Origin of the sequence: Xanthomonas sp. 10-10, assembly GCF_040182365.1 — a bacterium.
GTDB classification, from domain to species: Bacteria; Pseudomonadota; Gammaproteobacteria; order Xanthomonadales; family Xanthomonadaceae; genus Xanthomonas; species Xanthomonas arboricola_F.
In genome coordinates, this window is sequence record NZ_CP144460.1 from 715,122 (window position 1) to 731,962 (window position 16,841).

Sequence of the window (16,841 nt, forward strand, 5' to 3'; positions counted from 1 at the left end):
CCTGCGAACAATACGGAACTATCGGATAACCGCCGGCCGAGCGCCAGCGTGACCGCCGCTGAGGCTCTGGCACACTACGTCGCCGCCCACAGCGCCGGCCCGTCCGGACCCGATGCCCATGAGACCAGCCGCACGCGTTCAGATCGTCCAACGGGAGCCGGGCGGTGGCCCTTCCAGCGGCCGCTGGCTGTGGATCGTGATCGTCCTGCTGTGGCTGGCCTCCCTGGGCGGGGTGTGGTGGATGGCCAGCCGCACTGCGGCGCCGCGCCTGGTCGAGGCCGAGACGGCGTTGCAGCAGGCCCAGCGCAGCCAGGCCCAGCAGCGCAAGCTGATCGAACAATTGCAGCAGCGCCAGGTCAATCTGGCGATGTCCGACAAGATCAGCCGCGCGGCCAATACCGAAGTGCAGGCCTCGCTGGCCGAGCGCGACGAACAGATCGCCGCCTTGCGCGCCGATGTGGCCTTTTATGAGCGGCTGGTGGGTTCCACTGCGCAGCGCAAGGGGCTGAACGCGCACTCGGTGCAGTTCACCGCCGAGGCCGGCGGCACCTGGAACTACAGCGTCGTGCTGACCCAGAACCTCAACCGCGGCGCGATCAGTCAGGGGCAGCTGCGCTTTGCGGTGGAGGGCGTGCGTTCCGGCAAGCTGGTGACGGTGAGCTGGAACGAGCTGCACCAGAAGCCCGAGGCCGCCGCTCAGCCGTATTCGTTCCGCTATTTCCAGCAGTTGGACGGCAGCGTGATCCTGCCGAAGGATTTCACCCCGCAACGTGTCAAAATCTCCCTGAGCGGCGATGGGGCGCCGGTCAATCAGACATTCGATTGGAAAGTCGCCGGCAATGGCGCGGGGGAGTAGCTCATGTTCGGAAACAAATCCAACCGTGGTGCGCAGACCGTGGTCGATACCTTGATCGGGCCGCAGGTGGTGATCCGCGGCGACCTGATGTTCAGTGGCGGGCTGTATGTGGAAGGCCGCATCCTGGGCAAGGTGATTGCCGAAGAAGGCGCCAGCGCCACCTTGACTGTGGCCGAGCAAGGCAGCATCGAGGGCGAAGTGCGTGCGCCGATCGTGATCATCAATGGTCAGCTGACCGGCGACGTGCATGCGGCCGAGCGGGTCGAACTGGCAGCCAATGCGCGGGTGCAGGGCAACGTGCACTACCAGGTGGTGGAAATGAGCGCCGGCGCGCAGCTCACCGGGCGGTTGATCCATGCCGCCACCGCAGGCGCGACCGCCGCTTTGCCAGCCCCGGAAGCCAGCCGCACCGAGCCGGCCAAGGCCCTGCAGGCCGAAACCGCAGAGGCCTGAGCGGGCGCGCGGCTGAAGCCGGAGCGTCTGGCCGGCACGGCCTGCTTGAAGTGGGGCCGCCTGGCCCCCATGCTGACGCCATGAGTACGCTCGTTTCGCTTCCCACTGCCGCCCCGGCCCCGGACTATCAGTCCATCGACCGGCCGCTGAACTTTTCTGGAGCCGCCGCCGCCAAGGTGCGCGAGCTGATCCAGGAAGAGGGCAACGCCGAGCTGGCGTTGCGCGTGTATATCCAGGGAGGCGGGTGTTCCGGCTTCCAGTACGGTTTCGAATTCGACGAGAACCGCGCCGAAGACGATCTGGCCGTGGCCACCGATGGCGTGACGCTGCTGGTCGACCCGCTCAGCCTGCAATACCTGATGGGCGCCGAGGTGGACTACACCGAGAGCCTGACCGGCGCGCAGTTCGTGATCCGCAATCCCAACGCCAAGACCACCTGCGGGTGCGGTAGCAGCTTCAGCGTCTGAGGCTGTTCGGCCGGTTTCGGTCGCGTGCTTGCGATCGTTTGTCGGTGCATTGTTGCGTCGACGGGTGCCTGCAGCACGGCTGGCCGAGGTGCGCTGATCCAGCGCAATTGCTCAGCACCGCTGCGAAGATCGACGCAGCAGAGCACGCAAGCGCGTTTCGATAGATCGGCGCTGCGGGCGCACGGCGCCGGCATGGTCGAACCGCTTGTCTTCACCGGCGACCTGCAACAAGTGCGAGCGTCCACTGCGCGCCTGGGCCGATCATCATGCGCTGCCGGTTGCGGGTGTCGCCAATTATCGGCAGGCTTGCGCCGATGCCAGCATCTACTCTTCCGTTGTCCGGTTTTGCCTTCACCCATGCGCCGCTCGATCGTGGCGATGCCTTGCGCGACGATCCCGCCGCGTTGGCGCAATTGTGGCCACAAGGCCAGGTGCTGTTGATCGACGCCAAGGGCACCGCCCTGGCCGATGCGCAGGGGCAGCCGTTGTTGCTGCAGGGCGCAGCGCTTGCCGATAGTCCGGAGGCGGCGATCTTCCTGGGCGTGCGCGATGGCCGGGGCTGGTTCTGCCTGTCGGCCGACCCGCTCGACATCAAGGCGCCGCAGCGGGTGGATCTGCGCCAGGCAGCGGCCGAATGGCCGGCGGAGATCGCCACGACGGCGTCGTATGCGCGGGCCATGCTGCACTGGCAGTCGCGCACGCGCTTTTGCGGCGTGTGCGGCGGGGCGATCGTGTTCCGCCGCGCCGGCTTCATCGCGCATTGCACGCAGTGCCAGACCGAGCACTACCCACGCGTGGACCCGGCGATCATCGTTGCGGTCAGCGACGGACAACGGTTGCTGTTGGGCCGCCAGGCGAGCTGGGCGCCGCGGCGTTATTCGGTGATCGCCGGATTCGTGGAGCCGGGCGAGTCGCTGGAACAGACGGTGGCGCGCGAGGTGCATGAGGAAACCCGCGTGCGGATCCAGCACTGCAGCTATGTCGGTGCGCAGCCGTGGCCGTTCCCGGGGGCGCTGATGCTGGGCTTTACCGCGCATGCGGCCGCAACCGAAGTGCCGCAGGTGACCGGTGAACTGGAAGATGCGCGCTGGGTGAGCCATGCCGAGGTCGGCGCAGCGCTGGCTGGACAAGGTGGTGACGACGGGATCGGGCTGCCGCCTGCGATTTCGATTGCGCGCGCTCTGATCGAGCACTGGTATCGCACCCATGGCTGACGGCGCCGGCTGCAAGCGCATGCTGCTGGCAAGCGCTCCGGCGCCGCTGGCGGTTGCGTGCGGTGCCGGTACGCGAAACGCGTTACAGGGCGGTTGTGCCCGCTCGGCTAGACTCGGCTGAGGAGGGACACCTATGTTCACCACCCTGGTTGCCGTCGTCGTCGCACTCACGCTGGGCCATCTGGTCCCGGCGCAGGTGGCCAGGCTGCGCCGTTTTGAATGGTTTGGCCATTGGCTGCGCCGGCTGGACAGTCATGCTGCCGGGCGTGGCGCCTGGCAGGGCCGCTACGGATTCCTGCTTGCGCTGTTGCCGGTGCTGCTGGTGGCGATCGTGCTGCAGTGGTTGCTGGACGATGTCTGGCACGGATTCCTGTCGCTGCTGTTCGGCGTAGCGGTGCTGGCCTGGACCTGGGGCCCGCGCGATCTGGACCGCGATGTCGAGGCGGTGATCGATGCCGACGCGCCGGGTGCGCGACGCGACGCGATCTCGCAGTTGCAGGCTGCCGGCGGCAGCGTGCACGAGGATGCGCCATCGCTGGTCGAAGCGGTGGTGGTCAACGGCCTGCGGCGCTGGTTTGCGGTGCTGTGGTGGTTTCTGTTGCTGGGCCCGTTCGGCGCGGTGGTGTATCGCCTGACTGCGCTGGCGGTGGAAAGCCCGCTGGCCGTGCTGCTACCTCCACGCAACCTTGCCGGCGCGCGCTGGCTGCTGGCCGCATTGGAATGGCCGGTGGCGCAGTTGATGACGGTGTCGATGGCGCTGGTGGGCAATTTCGAGACGGTGTTTCGCGCCTGGCGGCAGGCGCACGGAAATCGCTGGACGTTGGAGCCGCATTTTCTCGGTGCGGTTGCGCGTGCCAGCGTCAGTGCCGAGCTACGCGAAGAAGCGCACGACTACACCGACTCGGGACTGGTGCCGGTCTGGCGCCGGCTGCCGGAAGTGCGCGATGCAATGAGCCTGGTCTGGCGCGTGCTGCTGCTGTGGATGGTGGTGCTGGCGTTGTTGGTGATTGCCGGGTGGGTGCGGTAAGCGGTGCACGCATTGTCACGTGTGAGCATTGCAGAAGGCTGCGCGCAGCGACTCGTAAAGCACCAACTGATCACGCAGCTGTTCTCTATCGAGGCCTGCATCAACGCGATTCGAACATCGCGTTCAATCTACGCAGTTGTTGGAGCAACGATCCGATTACAGGCTGCCTCTTAGTCATTGCTGCAACCAGTAATCGAAAGCTCAAGCGCCCCTTCTCTGACATCAGCGAAGATCCGAGTTCCATCGGTAAACTGGATAACGAGCTCCCCGGATCGGTGACGCCAGACCGTTTGAACAATCTTTCCGGCGAGCAGCGCGGTAACGCGGTCTGCTTCTTCTTGCAGCGTCACTGCGTGGTCCTTTCCGGCTTAACCCGGCGCAAGCAGCGTAAACGGGTACCACGGCAGATTCCGTGCAATCCAGTACGTGGGAAGTGCCCACAACCAGAACTTGGGTTCGGACATCACGCTCACCACCGGTGCGAACCAGCGTGCGCGCCAGCCGGCTTTCCAGGCGAGCAGGCCGGGCAGGGTGAACAGGCCGAGCACGGCGGCCGGATTCATGGCGAAGGCGCCGGGAAGATCGAAATGCACCAGCGCGTACAGCGCGCGGGTCATGCCGCAACCGGGGCAGTAGCAGCCGGTGACGGCGCGGAACACGCACGGCGGGAACGGGCTGTTGCTCGCGTTCGGGTCGAAGCGGTACAGCAGCGACACGCCAAAGGCGGCCACGCTGGTGGCCGCCCCCAGTCCAAGCCAATGGCGTGGACGCAGCTCCATTACTGCATGTGTTGCAGCTGCTGCATGTAATCCATGTAGCCCTGCATGCCGCCGGTGGCGACCATGCCGATGTTGATCAGCAGGCCGATCGCGGCCAGCACGCTGGTCACGATGCACCAGGTCTTGGCGGTGTTGGAGGCGCGACGCGCGCCGTCGATGTCGCCCTGGTTGAGCAGGCCGTTGACCTTGCTGGAGAACACGATCGCCACGATGCCGGTGATCAGGGCCGGGCAGCACAGGCAGAAGCCGAGCACGGTGGAGACGATCGCCCAGATCAGGTGATTGGGCACCGGGCCGGGTGCGGCGCTGGACGAGGGATGGATCGGCGGTGGGATGGCACTCATGGTGAAGCTCCTTGGGTGGTAAACGACAACGAACGGATCGGGTGCGTGGGGATGGGAAGGGCGGCGGCAGCGCGAGCGATGGCAGCGTGCGTCGTGCCTGCAGGACCGCGCTGCAGCGCTGCCACCGCGCGCTGCCGACAGGCACGACGGCTGCCGGTTGCGGCAGATGTCTCAGACACCAGATTGAGCACGACGACGTCCCCCGGTACGACTGGCCGCGTCCGCTTGGCGAACGCGGCGGCAAAGCGTGCAGTGGCGCACAGGCTACTCGCGGTGCGCGACGGACGCAAAGCCCGCGCCCATGCGGCTCATGGTCGGTCCTCGCGCAGTGCGCGGACCTGCTGTTCGAGCAATGCGGCAGTGGCCTGGTCGCCGGCAATGGCGGGGCCGGCCACCACTTCGATCTGCGCGCGCATCCGGCGCGGCACCCGCATGCGTCCCCGGCGTGTGTCGCGCCGGCTCCACATGCTCGACCACATGCCACGCAGCGCCATCGGAATCACCGGCACCTTGCGCCGCCGCAGGATCTTTTCGACACCGGATTTGAACGCGGCAATCTCGCCATCTTTGGTCAACGCGCCTTCGGGGAAGATGCAGACCAGTTCGCCATCGGCCAGCGCGGCATCGATGCGGTCGAAGGCCTGCTGCATCAGTGCCGGGTCTTCGCGCGCGCCGGCGATCGGGATCGCCTTGGCGGTGCGGAAGATCCAGCGCATCACCGGGATGCGGAAGATCTTGTAGTACATGACAAAGCGCACCGGGCGCGGGATCACTGCCGACAGGATCAGCGCGTCCATGTAACTGACGTGGTTACACACCAGCAACGCGGCGCCGTCGTCGGGCACGTGGGTGTCGATATCGCGCGCGCGCAGGCGATACAGCACGCTCACCAGCACCCAGCTGAGAAAGCGCATCAAAAACTCGGGCACCAGGGTGAAGATCCACAGCGCCACCAACGTGTTGGCGATGGCCAGCGCCAGGAACACCTGCGGAATGCTCAGCCCCGGCATCGGAATGCGGTGCCCGAACAGCACCACCTGCGGCAGCTGCAGTGCGATGCCGATGATGGCGGCGGCCACGATGAACAACGAATTCTGGATGTTGAGCCCGGCGATGACGCGCGAGAGTTCGGCCTTGGGCGTGCGGCTCTGGATCAGCGCGAACAACGGCACCACGAACAGACCGGTGAACAGGCCGATGCCGACCAGATCGATGATCAGCCGCAGGCTGCCGGCCTGCTGCACGAACTGGCCGATCGACAGGCCGCTCACCGGCGCGGCACCGGGGCGGGCGAAATACAGGTCCAGCAGGAAGGCGCTGATGCCGAACGCGCCCAGCGGCACCAGGCCGATTTCCACGGTGCGTCCGGACAGCCGTTCGCACAGCAGCGAGCCGACGCCGGTGCCGATCGAAAACAGCGCCAGCGCGAACACGTACAGGTCCTGCTGGCCGCCGAGGTTGAGCTGCGCGTAGGTGGGCAGCTGCGCGGTGAGCACGGTGCCGACGAACCAGAACCACGACACGCCCAGCACCGAGTTGCGCACCGCCGGCGTGCGCCGGGTCAGGCGCATGATGGCGCGCGATTCGGGGATGGGGTTCCAGTTGATCTTTAGCTCGGGTGCGCCGGCATCGACCCTGGGCACCAGCCGCGCCACCAGGTTGCCGGTGACGGCAATGGCAATGACCGCGGTGGCTGCGGCCTCCGGGCCGTGGCTGCCGGCGATCTGGAAGATCAGCCCGCCGAAGATCATGCCGCACAGGATCGAGATCGAGGTGCCCATCTCGACCAGGCCGTTGCCGCCGGTGAGTTCCTCGGGCTTGAGCACCGAAGGCAGGATCGAATACTTCACCGGCCCGAACAGCGTGGACTGCAGGCCGGTGCAGAACAGCGCAATCAGCAGGATCGCCATGTTCTCGGTGACAAAGCCCACCGCCGCCAGCGACATGATGGCGATCTCCATCGTGGTGGTGATCACGATGAGCTTCTGCTTCTCCAGTTTTTCGGCGATCTGGCCGGCCAGCGCGGAGAACAGGAAGTACGGCAGGATGAACAATGCCGGCGCCAGATTGGTGTACAGCGTGCGCTGCGCCGCATCGATGCCGAGATAGAACAACAGGCCGATGATGGCCTGCCGATAGACGTTGTCGTTGAACGCGCCCAGTGCCTGGACAGCGAAGAACGGCAAGAAGCGGCGCTGCCTGAGCAGGGCGAACTGACTGTGACCGGACATGCAGTTTCCTTTGCGAACGCGCGCAGCCTAGCAGGCTTCCACGGCGTGCTGGTGGATGGCCCGTGCGCCTAGCGCGACCGGCCAGGCGATGGCGCACGCTGCGCTGCCTGGGCACGCAGCAGTGCCACGAACGCGCGTGCGGCCGGGGTGGGGTCGGGGCGCCATACCGCGTAGGTCAAGAAACCGAAGCGCTCCTTCAGCGCAACCGTCACCACCTCGCGCATGGCCGCGGCCATGGTCTGCGGCACGATGCCCACGCCCAGGTCGGCGGCCACCAGCTCGCGCATCAGATCGGCGTGGGTGACTTCGTATTGCCGGCGCTGTCGCAGCCCGGCCTGGTCGAAGGCCGCGTCGACGATGCCGCGCACCCCGGCACCGGCAATCAACCCGGCCATGGGCTCATCGTCCAGCTCGGCCAGCGCCACCCGCTTGCGCGCGGCGAAGCGATGGCCGGGGGCGACGATCAGGGCGAGCGGTTCTTCGTGCAGGAGCAGACGCTGCTCCGGCAGCGCGACCTGCGGGCCGACGCCGACCAGGGCCACATCCAGGCGGCCTTCGCCCAGGTCGTGCAGCAAGGCCTCGCTCATGGCGGTGCGCAAGTGCACGTCCACCCGCGCATGCGCACTGCGAAACGCGCGCAACAGCGTCGGCACCTGCACCGTGCTCAGTGAGGAAATCTGCCCAAGCGTGAGCCGGCCGCGCACGGTACCCAGTGCCTGGGCCATTTCCTCGTGCAGGCGCTCGGCTGCGCGCAGGGTCTGGCGGGCGTTGTGCAGGAAGACGTCGCCGGCTGCGGTAGGCCGTACCCGGCGGGTGCCGCGTTCGAACAGGCGCGCACCGAGGGTTTCCTCGATCTTGGCAACCTGGTGGCTGAGCGCCGATTGCACGGTGTTGCAGCGACGGGCGGCGGCGGTGAAGCCGCCTTCGTCGGCCACGGCCACGGCGAATTCCAGTTGGCGCAGGGTCAGCATGCGATCTCGAAACACGATGGCGACAGTGAAAACAATACATTGGAAAGATGCCTTGCCGTTGGCCACACTGCGCCCCTTCCTTGACCAGGCACCTGCCATGACTGTCGACTCCGCCTCCCACCCGCCCTTGCCGCGCCGTCTGGTGCTGCTGATGGCGGCCGCCACCGGGCTGGCGGTAGCGAGCAACTACTATGCCCAGCCCCTGCTGGAAACGCTGGCGCAGGCCTTCACGATCCCGGTGCGCAGCGCCGGGGCAGTGGTGACCGCGGCGCAGCTGGCCTATGCGGCCGGTTTGCTGTTGCTGGTGCCGCTGGGCGACCGGCTGGAGCGGCGCAGCCTGATCGTGGGGCTGTTCGTGCTCAGCGCGCTGGGCCTGCTGATCAGCGCGAGCTCGCACAGCTTCGCGGTGTTGCTGGTGGGCACCATTGTCACTGGCGCCAGTTCGGTGGCGGCGCAGATCCTGGTGCCGTTCGCCGCGACCCTGGCCGCCCCGCACGAACGCGGGCGGGTGATCGGCACGGTGATGAGCGGTTTGCTGCTGGGCATCCTGCTGGCACGCACCGCCGCCGGGGTGCTGGCCGGTGTTGGCGGCTGGCATACGGTGTACTGGATCGCATCAGGTTTATTGCTGGTCACGGCCTGGCTGTTGTGGCGCGGGCTGCCGCGGCATCCGGGCAATGCGCAGCTGTCGTATCCGCAGCTGGTGGGCTCGGTGCTGACGCTGATGCGCGACGATGCGGTGCTGCGGTCGCGCGCGGTGCTGGGTGGGCTGATCTTTGCCGGCTTCAGCATGTTCTGGACCACGCTGGCGTTCCTGTTGTCCGGGCCTGCGTATGGCTATGGCACGGCGGTGATCGGGCTGTTCGGCCTGATCGGTGCGGCCGGCGCGCTGGCGGCCAATCGCTCGGGTCATTGGTCCGATCACGGGCATGGCGATCGGGTCAGCTGGGGCGGGTTGGCGATGCTGCTGCTGTCGTGGGGATTGCTGGCATTTGCGCCGCAGTCGATCGCGCTGCTGATCGTCGGCGTGCTGCTGCTGGATATCGCGGTGCAAGGCGTACATATCGCCAACCAGAGCGTGATCTATCAGCGCAATCCCAACGCGCGCAATCGCATTACCTCGGCCTACATCACCTGCTACTTCATCGGTGGTGCGGTGGGCTCGACACTGGGCACTGCGGCGTATGCGCAGGCCGGCTGGAACGGCGTGGTGATGGGTGGGGCGGTGCTGGCGGTGGCCGCATTGGGCTGGGTGGGGTGGAGCGTGTCGCGTCATACCTGGAAGTAAGCGCTGCGGAGACAGAATGACGCGGTTGCAGGCTGCATTGTGCATTGCCGCCTTCGCCCGGAAGCTCGTTTCAGTGGTTCTGGCGAGCCGGCGCGGCCGCGCTGCGCGGCGTTGCCGATGACCGGCAGGGGCGCGCTGCCTGCAAGGGCCTGCTAGCGCGTGCCCACCGCCAGGCGCGCCGCACTCTCGGCCGGCGCGTCGGTCACCGCAAGCGCAGCGGCGCGTAGCTTGGGCAGCAGGCGCAGGGTGAGTGCGAGCTGGTCGCGCACCAGACGCTGCTTGGGCGGCAGCTGCACGGCATGCTGCTCCAGCGCCTCGGCCATGGCCAGTTCTTCGCTTTCTTCATGCGCCGGCAGTGGCTGACGTTGGCTCAGTGCGGCAGCGATGTCGCCCAGCGCGCGCTGCAGATAGTCGCCGGCCTGCGCAATGCGGGAATCGTGTTCGCCATCGAGCGCGGCGCGGTGCGCGCCGAGCGCGGACAGATAGCCGAGCAAGGTGTTGGACAGCGCCAGGAAGCGGAAGCCCGCATCCAGGTTGCGCCGATAGCGGCCCGGTTCGCGCAGCATGTTGGACAGCGCCACCGATAAGGCGGCGTCAGCGTTATGCATGTCGCGGCGCGCGATGCGGTAGGGCAGGTCGTCGCGCATGCCGCTGGCGTATTGCTCCAGCACCTGGGTCAGGTAGCGCGCGCAGCTGGCCAGCACCGTGGCCATCACCTGGTTGAGGCGGCGACCCTGCCAGTCCGGCAGGATCAGGAACGAGGCGGCTGCGGCGATCGCGCAACCGATCAGCGTGTCGATCAGGCGCGGCCAGATCAGCACGAAGCCATCGCCGAGCAGGTTGAAGCAGAACAGCGCCATCACGGTGATGCCGGCGGTGGCCAGCATGTAGCGATCGGTGCGGGTGATGAAGAAGATCAGCGCAGCGGCCAGCGCCAGCAGCAGTTGCACTTCGGTGCCGGGGAACAGCTGCATCAGCGCCCAGGTGGCGACCAGGCCGATCAAGGTGCCGGCGATGCGCTGTACCAGCCGCAGGCGGGTGGCGCCGTAATTGGGCCGGCACACGAAGGCGGTAGTGAGCAGGATCCAGTAGCCGTTGTCGGCATGGATGGACTGCATGATGGCGTAGCCGGCCACCAGTGCGATGGCCATGCGCAGGCCATGGCGGAACAGCACCGAGCCGGGCGTGAGTTGCTGGCCAAGCCGCGCGGCCATCTCGCGCAGGGTGTGCGGCGAGGAATCGCGCAGGCGGGTGTCGAGGTTGTCGCTGGTGGAGTCGGATTGCGCCGCTTCCGACAGCTTGCGTTCGATGCTCTGCAGGTTGGTCACCAGCAATTCCAGCGCGCCGAGCAGGCGCGCCAGGGCGGGGTCGGCACGCGCGTGCAGATAGTCCAGCGATTGCCGCAGGTCTTCGGTGGCCAGGCGGCTGTTGTCGCCATAGTCGAACGGCTGGCGCAGCCGGATCGCCTCGCCCAAGGCGGCGCAGGCCTTGCCCTGCAAAGCGAGCAGGCGCTGGCAGCGATACAGCACATCGCTGTGGAAGAACGCATCGGTCAGCGCTTCGTAGGGGTAGTGCGAAGAACTGGCGCGCTCGTGGAATTCCTGCGCCATGTAGTACAGCCGGAAATACAGGCCCGATTGCACGCCCGGCCGCCCCGAGCGGCCGAAGCGGCTGATGATCGCGGTCTTGGCGGCATTGAGTGCGCCGACCACCTTGGCGTTCTGTTCGGCCAGCGCCAGCCGGCGCGCATGCAGGTCGCTTTGCCGTACCGGTTCGAACAGGTCGGCCTTGAGCTTGAGATAGCGGCCCAGTTCGAAGAACAGCCGCGACAGCCGCTCGCGTACCGGGCGATTGGCGAACAGGATGGTCCACAGGATCGACAGCACGCCGTACCAGGTGGCGCCGATCAGCAGCAACGCCGCGCCGTGCCAGGCCACCAGCGGATCGTGGCTGCCGTGCTGGTCCATGCCGATCATGGCGTAGATCGACAAGGCCACGGTGGCCTGTGCGATCGAGGCGTAGCGCTCGCCCAGCGCGCCAAGCAGGGTCAGCGAGAAGGTTGCCACCGCCATGCCGGTCACGAACGCCAGCGGATACGGAAACAGCAGCACCACCGACGCGGCAGCGGCGGCGAAACACAGCAAGGACAGCAGCACCGACTTGATGCGGCCCAGCCAGTTGTCGTCGGTCTCGGCGATGGCGCTGGCGATCGCACCCAGGAACAGCGCCGGCACCGCGGTGAGCTGCTGCCAGTGCCAGCACACGCCCATCGCCACCGCCAGCGCGATGAACACGCGCAGGCCATAGCTGGCCTTTTCATGGGCCCACAGGCGGCTGAGGCGGGTTTCGAAGGAAGTGGTGGCCACGGTCTCTGATGGGCAAGCGTGCCCGGACATTATTGCCGCAGGCACGCGCCGCCGGTGTGGACAGGGGCTAGTCCTTTGTCAGTAGCCGGCAGGTATGCGCACTGGAGCGGTGTGCGCGATTGCGCCACAGCCCCGCTGCACGGCCGCTTACCGCGCCTGGTGACCTTGCAACCTGTTGAACACCGCCTTCTCGACGACCACCAGCGAGCTGTTGCTCTGTTCGGCCGACAACCAGCAGATGTCCGTGCTTGCCCCCATCCGCCCTTCGGGCACCTTCCCCCGCAAGCGGGGGAAGGACGCTGCTTAGCCCTGCGCCTGCCGTTCGCGCGCAATCGCACGCCAGCCGATGTCGCTGCGCTGAAAGGCGTTGGGCCAATGGATCGGTTGCAGGCCAGCATAGGCGGCGCGCTGTGCGTCCTGCACGCTGTCGCCGAGCGCGGCCACGCACAGCACGCGGCCCCCGGCGCTGAGCACCTGGCCGTCGGCATTCAATGCGGTCCCGGCGTGGAAGACCTTGGCGCTGGCGGGCACCGCGTCCAGGCCATGGATGACCTCGCCGGTGACCGGCGTCTCCGGATACGGTTTGGCCGCGATCACCACACCCAGCGACGGGCGCGGGTCCCAGTGCGCTTGCGCGCGGTCCAGCGTGCCGTCGATGGCCGCTTCGACCAGATCCACCAGATCCGACTGCAGGCGCAGCATCACCGGCTGGGTTTCCGGGTCGCCGAAGCGCACGTTGAACTCGATCACCTTCGGTGCGCCGTGCGCGTCGATCATCAGTCCGGCATACAGAAACCCGGTGAACGGCACGCCGTCGGCGATCATGCCCTGCACGGTCGGCTCGACCACCTCGCGCATGACGCGTGCATGCACTTCCGGCGTCACCACCGGGGCCGGCGAGTACGCGCCCATGCCGCCGGTGTTGGGGCCGGTGTCGCCATCGCCGACGCGCTTGTGGTCCTGGCTGGTGGCCATCGGCAAGGCGTGTTTGCCGTCCACCATCGAGATGAAGCTGGCTTCTTCGCCATCGAGAAACTCCTCGATCACCACGCGTGCGCCAGCATCGCCAAACGCATTGCCCGAGAGCATGTCGCGCACCGCGTCTTCGGCCTCGGCCAGCGTCATCGCCACGATCACGCCCTTGCCGGCGGCCAGGCCATCGGCCTTGACCACGATCGGCGCGCCTTTCTCGCGCACATACGCGAGCGCGGCGTCCACCTCGGTGTGCACCGCGTAATACGCGGTCGGGATGCCATGACGCGCGAGAAAATCCTTGGCGAAGGCCTTGCTGCCTTCCAGCTGCGCGGCCTTGGCGGTGGGCCCGAAGATGCGCAGGCCCAGCGCGTGGAAACGGTCGACCACGCCCAGCACCAGCGGCACTTCCGGGCCGACCACGGTCAGCGCGACGGCTTCGCGCTGCGCCAGCGCAAGCAGGCCGTCCAGATCGTCGACCTTGATCGCGACATTGCGGCACTTGGCCTCGCTGGCGGTGCCGGCATTGCCCGGCGCCACCAGTACCTCGCTCACGCGCGCTGACTGCGCGATCTTCCAGGCCAGGGCGTGTTCGCGGCCGCCGGAGCCGATGACAAGGATTTTCAAGAGAGCTGCTCGCTAGGACGGGGGAAAGGACGCGCTACTTGCAGCCTTCGCGCTGCAGAGCGTTGGGGAAGGGGTAGGTCCAGGTCTTGGGGTCGAGTGCGAACACATGCGTGGTGTCCAGCGTCTGCCCGCAATCGCTGCCGTGCTCGTGGACGCGCAGCGGCCAGGTGCGCGCCTGGGCGTTGCTGCCGTCCACGTCCAGGGTGAAGTCCATATCGAACGCTTCGGCCATGCATTGCGCCTGGGTTTGATCCGGCTCGCGCGCCTCGTCGTCGCAGGCCAGCGCGCCGCTGTTGTCGATATGTGCGCGCAGCGAGCCGGCGCCCACCAGCCCCTTGGGGCCGGGCACCACCAGATCCTGCGATTCCAGGATCAGGCCCTGGCCCATCCAGAAGCTGTGCACGATGAAACCGTAAAAATCGCTGCCCAGCCGCAGCACGTCGACGCTACCGGGATTGCCATCGCTGCCGAAGGTGTCGGACAGTTTTTCGGCTACCACCTTGAAGTTGTCGCCATCGCTGCGCAGCACGAAAAAGTCGATCAGCCCGGGATTGCCGTGGCCGCCGTCGCTGAGGCTGTGGCACACCGCCAGCAGCTGCTGTACCTGCTCGCCGACCACCACCGGTTGCTCGGCGCAGACCTGGCTGTCGGCCTGGAAGCCGTCGGCCTGTCCGCTCCACTTCGCCGCCAGGCCGGCCTTGGCGCCATAGCGCGTGCGCAGGAAACCCTCCAGGCGCTCGGTGCGGCTCAGTTGCGTGGTGACGGCCGCCGCAGCAGCGGGTGCCGCGGCGGCAGACGCTGCAGCAGGCGCGGGATCCTGCTTGCATCCGCCAAGCAGGCCGGCAGCCGCCACCATCGCGGCGAGAGAGCGCAATCGGTCCATGGACCTGTCCTTGTCGTTTGGCTCAGTGACGGAAATGCCGCACGCCGGTGAACACCATGGCGATACCGTGTTCGTCGGCGGCGGCGATCACTTCGCCGTCGCGCATCGAGCCGCCGGGCTGGATCACCGCCTTGATGCCGGCAGCGGCGGCGGCATCGATGCCGTCGCGAAACGGGAAGAACGCATCCGAGGCCATCACCGAGCCGGCCACCGTGAGCCTGGCTTCTTCGGCCTTGAGCGCGGCGATCTTGGCGCTGACCACGCGGCTCATCTGCCCGGCGCCCACGCCAATGGTGCGGCTGTCCTTGGCGTAGACAATCGCGTTGGATTTGACGTACTTGGCTACGCGCCAGGCGAACAGCAGATCGCCCAGTTCCGCGTCGCTGGGCGCGCGCTGGGTGACCACGCTCAATTCGCCCAGCGACATGCCGCGGTTGTCGGCCGACTGCATCAGCAGGCCAGAGCCAATGCGCTTGGTGTCGTAGTTGTTCAAGCCATTGCCGTGCGGAATCTTGAGCACGCGTACATTGGCCTTCTTGGTGGCGTATTCCAGCGCGCCGGCTTCGTAGTCGGGGGCGATCAATACCTCGACGAACTGGCGATCCAGAATGGCTTTTGCGGTGGCCGCATCCAGCGTCTTGTTGAAGGCCAGGATGCCGCCGAAGGCGCTGGTGGGGTCGGTGGCATAGGCCAGCTCGTAGGCATCGCCGCAGGCCGCGCCCACCGCCACGCCGCAGGGGTTGGCGTGCTTGACGATCACGCAGGCCGGCGCATCGAACTGACGCACGCATTCCCATGCCGCATCGGCATCGGCCAGGTTGTTGTAGCTCAGTTCCTTGCCCTGCAGCTGCTGAAAGGTGGCCAGGGTGCCCGGCACCGGGTACAGGTCGCGGTAGAACGCGCCGGATTGGTGCGGATTCTCGCCGTAGCGCAGGTCCATGACCTTGATGAAGTTGGAATTGATCTGCGCCGGAAACGGGCTGCGCGTGGGCACGGTTTCCGTGCTGTCGGCCACTGCCGACAGATAGTTGCTGATCGCCGCATCGTATTGCGCCACGCGGTTGAACGCAGCCACCGACAGCGCAAAGCGCTTGGCGGCCGACAGCTGGCCGTCGTTGGCTTCCAGCTCTGCGAGCAGGTCGGCGTATTGCGACGGGTCGGTGGCCACCGCCACGCGCGCGAAGTTCTTGGCTGCGCTGCGCAGCATTGCCGGCCCACCGATGTCGATGTTTTCCACCGCATCGGCCAGCGTGCAATCGGTCTTGACGGTGACCGACTCGAACGGATACAGGTTGAGCACCAGCAGATCGATCGGCGCGATGCCGTGTTCGGCCATCACCGCCTCATCGACACCGGCGCGGCCGAGCAGGCCGCCGTGCACCAGCGGGTGCAGGGTCTTGACGCGGCCGTCCATCATTTCCGGGAAACCGGTCAGGTCGGCGACGTCGGTGACCGGCAGGCCGGCGTCGCGGATCGCCTTGGCGGTGCCGCCGGTGGACAGCAGCTCGACCTTGCGCGCCACCAGCGCGCGGGCCAGGTCGATCAGGCCGGTCTTGTCGGAAACGGAGAGCAGGGCCCGGCGCACGGGCAGGAAATCGGAGGCCATGAGTGAGGGGACAGTCGTTGCGGGGCAGCCGATATTGTAGGCTGCGCCAGCGCTCGAATGGACTCAACCACTGGTATGGCCTCGATTTATGCTCTGAAGGGACGCTTCCAGGACCTGCTGCGGCCCATGGTTGGCGCACTCTACCGCGGCGGCATCACCGCCAACCAGGTGACGCTCATCGCCGCAGCGGTGTCGTTGATGGTGGCTGCGGTGGTCTACCGCGCCGGCGCCAACTGGCCGCTGCTGTATCTGTTGCTGCCGGTGTGGATGCTGCTGCGCATGGCGCTCAATGCGGTCGATGGCATGTTGGCGCGCGAGTTCGGCCAGCAATCGCGCCTGGGTGCCTACCTCAACGAGCTGTGCGACGTGGTGGCCGATGCGGCGCTATACCTGAGCCTGCTCGGTGTGCCCGGCGTGGGCGCGCACTGGCTGTGGCTGTTTGCGCTGCTGGCGGCGCTGACCGAATACGCCGGCGTGCTCGGGCTGATGGTCGGTGCCGGTCGGCGCTACGACGGGCCGATGGGCAAGAGCGACCGCGCCTTCGTGATCGGCGTGGTGGGCCTTGGCCTGGCCTGCGGGCTGCTGGGTGCGCGCGGGGTGACCTGGGTCGCCATTGCCTTGGGCCTTGCCTGCGGCGCCACGGTGTGGCGGCGGGTACGCGCCGGGCTGGCCGAGGCGGCGGCGCGCTGATCGACATCGCGCAACGGCATGCGCTGCCGCGTCGCATGGACGCTGGGCGCTGGGCGCTGGGCGCTGG

The 16,841-nt window shown here is 67.2% G+C and carries 16 protein-coding genes; 7 read left to right on the forward strand and 9 right to left on the reverse strand.

The features are described 5' to 3' along the window. The first annotated feature begins 118 nt into the window (after positions 1–118). From VZ068_RS03075 to VZ068_RS03095, 5 genes are all read left to right on the forward strand, one after another. Entirely contained in the window at positions 119–856 is a 738-nt protein-coding gene (locus tag VZ068_RS03075) for a DUF6776 family protein (RefSeq protein WP_259155787.1), read from the forward strand. Positions 857–859: 3 nt separating this feature from the next. Next, the gene (locus tag VZ068_RS03080) at positions 860–1,309 is read left to right on the forward strand and encodes a polymer-forming cytoskeletal protein (RefSeq protein WP_104611740.1); all 450 of its coding nucleotides are present in this window, start codon (positions 860–862) and stop codon (positions 1,307–1,309) included. Positions 1,310–1,389: 80 nt separating this feature from the next. After that, on the forward strand, positions 1,390–1,776 hold the full coding sequence (gene erpA, locus VZ068_RS03085; RefSeq protein ID WP_055853212.1) for an iron-sulfur cluster insertion protein ErpA: 387 nt from the start codon (positions 1,390–1,392) through the stop codon (positions 1,774–1,776). 314 nt (positions 1,777–2,090) lie between these two features. After that, the gene (gene nudC, locus VZ068_RS03090) at positions 2,091–2,990 is read left to right on the forward strand and encodes an NAD(+) diphosphatase (RefSeq protein WP_349656868.1); all 900 of its coding nucleotides are present in this window, start codon (positions 2,091–2,093) and stop codon (positions 2,988–2,990) included. Positions 2,991–3,123: 133 nt separating this feature from the next. Continuing rightward, positions 3,124–4,017 (forward strand): cobalamin biosynthesis protein, encoded by an 894-nt coding sequence (locus VZ068_RS03095; RefSeq protein ID WP_349656869.1) that lies wholly within the window; start codon positions 3,124–3,126, stop codon positions 4,015–4,017. Between the two features lie 170 nt (positions 4,018–4,187). Here the strand turns inward: VZ068_RS03095 and VZ068_RS03100 are convergent, their stop codons facing one another. The 5 genes from VZ068_RS03100 to VZ068_RS03120 all read right to left on the reverse strand — a co-directional run bounded on the left by VZ068_RS03100 (position 4,188) and on the right by VZ068_RS03120 (position 8,342). After that, on the reverse strand, positions 4,188–4,367 hold the full coding sequence (locus VZ068_RS03100) for a hypothetical protein (protein ID WP_349656870.1): 180 nt from the start codon (positions 4,365–4,367) through the stop codon (positions 4,188–4,190). A gap of 18 nt (positions 4,368–4,385) precedes the next feature. Next, positions 4,386–4,796 carry a DUF2752 domain-containing protein gene (locus tag VZ068_RS03105; protein ID WP_349656871.1) on the reverse strand — a complete coding sequence of 137 codons (411 nt, stop codon included), beginning with the start codon at positions 4,794–4,796 and terminating at the stop codon, positions 4,386–4,388. Beyond that, positions 4,796–5,140: a CD225/dispanin family protein gene (locus tag VZ068_RS03110; RefSeq protein WP_259167426.1), complete on the reverse strand. Its 345-nt coding sequence runs from the start codon at positions 5,138–5,140 to the stop codon at positions 4,796–4,798. Before VZ068_RS03110 ends, VZ068_RS03105 begins: the two co-directional genes overlap by 1 nt. 308 nt (positions 5,141–5,448) lie before the next feature. Then, positions 5,449–7,371, reverse strand: a complete 1,923-nt coding sequence (locus tag VZ068_RS03115) for an MFS transporter (RefSeq protein ID WP_349656872.1) — start codon at positions 7,369–7,371, stop codon at positions 5,449–5,451. A gap of 68 nt (positions 7,372–7,439) precedes the next feature. Beyond that, on the reverse strand, positions 7,440–8,342 hold the full coding sequence (locus tag VZ068_RS03120) for a LysR family transcriptional regulator (RefSeq protein WP_259155775.1): 903 nt from the start codon (positions 8,340–8,342) through the stop codon (positions 7,440–7,442). A 97-nt stretch (positions 8,343–8,439) separates the two neighbouring features. On the opposite strand from VZ068_RS03120, the gene VZ068_RS03125 reads away from it, so the two are divergent. Further along, positions 8,440–9,630, forward strand: coding sequence for an MFS transporter (locus VZ068_RS03125; RefSeq protein WP_259167429.1), 1,191 nt, complete (start codon positions 8,440–8,442; stop codon positions 9,628–9,630). Between the two features lie 152 nt (positions 9,631–9,782). On the opposite strand, the gene yccS is transcribed toward VZ068_RS03125, so the two are convergent. From yccS to purH, 4 genes are all read right to left on the reverse strand, one after another. Further along, positions 9,783–11,996 (reverse strand): YccS family putative transporter, encoded by a 2,214-nt coding sequence (gene yccS / locus VZ068_RS03130; RefSeq protein ID WP_349656873.1) that lies wholly within the window; start codon positions 11,994–11,996, stop codon positions 9,783–9,785. Between the two features lie 303 nt (positions 11,997–12,299). Next, positions 12,300–13,595, reverse strand: a complete 1,296-nt coding sequence (gene purD, locus VZ068_RS03135) for a phosphoribosylamine--glycine ligase (protein ID WP_349656874.1) — start codon at positions 13,593–13,595, stop codon at positions 12,300–12,302. A 34-nt stretch (positions 13,596–13,629) separates the two neighbouring features. After that, on the reverse strand, positions 13,630–14,478 hold the full coding sequence (locus VZ068_RS03140; protein WP_349656875.1) for a hypothetical protein: 849 nt from the start codon (positions 14,476–14,478) through the stop codon (positions 13,630–13,632). A 22-nt stretch (positions 14,479–14,500) separates the two neighbouring features. Beyond that, positions 14,501–16,084, reverse strand: a complete 1,584-nt coding sequence (gene purH, locus VZ068_RS03145; protein WP_349656876.1) for a bifunctional phosphoribosylaminoimidazolecarboxamide formyltransferase/IMP cyclohydrolase — start codon at positions 16,082–16,084, stop codon at positions 14,501–14,503. 75 nt (positions 16,085–16,159) lie between these two features. Between purH and VZ068_RS03150 the strand changes: the two genes are divergently transcribed. After that, on the forward strand, positions 16,160–16,774 hold the full coding sequence (locus VZ068_RS03150) for a CDP-alcohol phosphatidyltransferase family protein (protein WP_349656877.1): 615 nt from the start codon (positions 16,160–16,162) through the stop codon (positions 16,772–16,774). Positions 16,775–16,841 lie beyond the last annotated feature (67 nt).

Coding starts and splice junctions, on each gene's coding strand:
- VZ068_RS03125 (WP_259167429.1), top strand. CDS start 8,440: ATGACTGTCGACTCCGCCTCCCACCCGCCCTTGCCGCGCCGTCTGGTG.
- nudC (WP_349656868.1), top strand. CDS start 2,091: ATGCCAGCATCTACTCTTCCGTTGTCCGGTTTTGCCTTCACCCATGCG.
- VZ068_RS03110 (WP_259167426.1), bottom strand. CDS start 5,140: ATGAGTGCCATCCCACCGCCGATCCATCCCTCGTCCAGCGCCGCACCC.
- VZ068_RS03095 (WP_349656869.1), top strand. CDS start 3,124: ATGTTCACCACCCTGGTTGCCGTCGTCGTCGCACTCACGCTGGGCCAT.
- purH (WP_349656876.1), bottom strand. CDS start 16,084: ATGGCCTCCGATTTCCTGCCCGTGCGCCGGGCCCTGCTCTCCGTTTCC.
- VZ068_RS03080 (WP_104611740.1), top strand. CDS start 860: ATGTTCGGAAACAAATCCAACCGTGGTGCGCAGACCGTGGTCGATACC.
- VZ068_RS03105 (WP_349656871.1), bottom strand. CDS start 4,796: ATGGAGCTGCGTCCACGCCATTGGCTTGGACTGGGGGCGGCCACCAGC.
- VZ068_RS03150 (WP_349656877.1), top strand. CDS start 16,160: ATGGCCTCGATTTATGCTCTGAAGGGACGCTTCCAGGACCTGCTGCGG.
- VZ068_RS03140 (WP_349656875.1), bottom strand. CDS start 14,478: ATGGACCGATTGCGCTCTCTCGCCGCGATGGTGGCGGCTGCCGGCCTG.
- VZ068_RS03115 (WP_349656872.1), bottom strand. CDS start 7,371: ATGTCCGGTCACAGTCAGTTCGCCCTGCTCAGGCAGCGCCGCTTCTTG.
- VZ068_RS03120 (WP_259155775.1), bottom strand. CDS start 8,342: ATGCTGACCCTGCGCCAACTGGAATTCGCCGTGGCCGTGGCCGACGAA.
- erpA (WP_055853212.1), top strand. CDS start 1,390: ATGAGTACGCTCGTTTCGCTTCCCACTGCCGCCCCGGCCCCGGACTAT.
- VZ068_RS03075 (WP_259155787.1), top strand. CDS start 119: ATGAGACCAGCCGCACGCGTTCAGATCGTCCAACGGGAGCCGGGCGGT.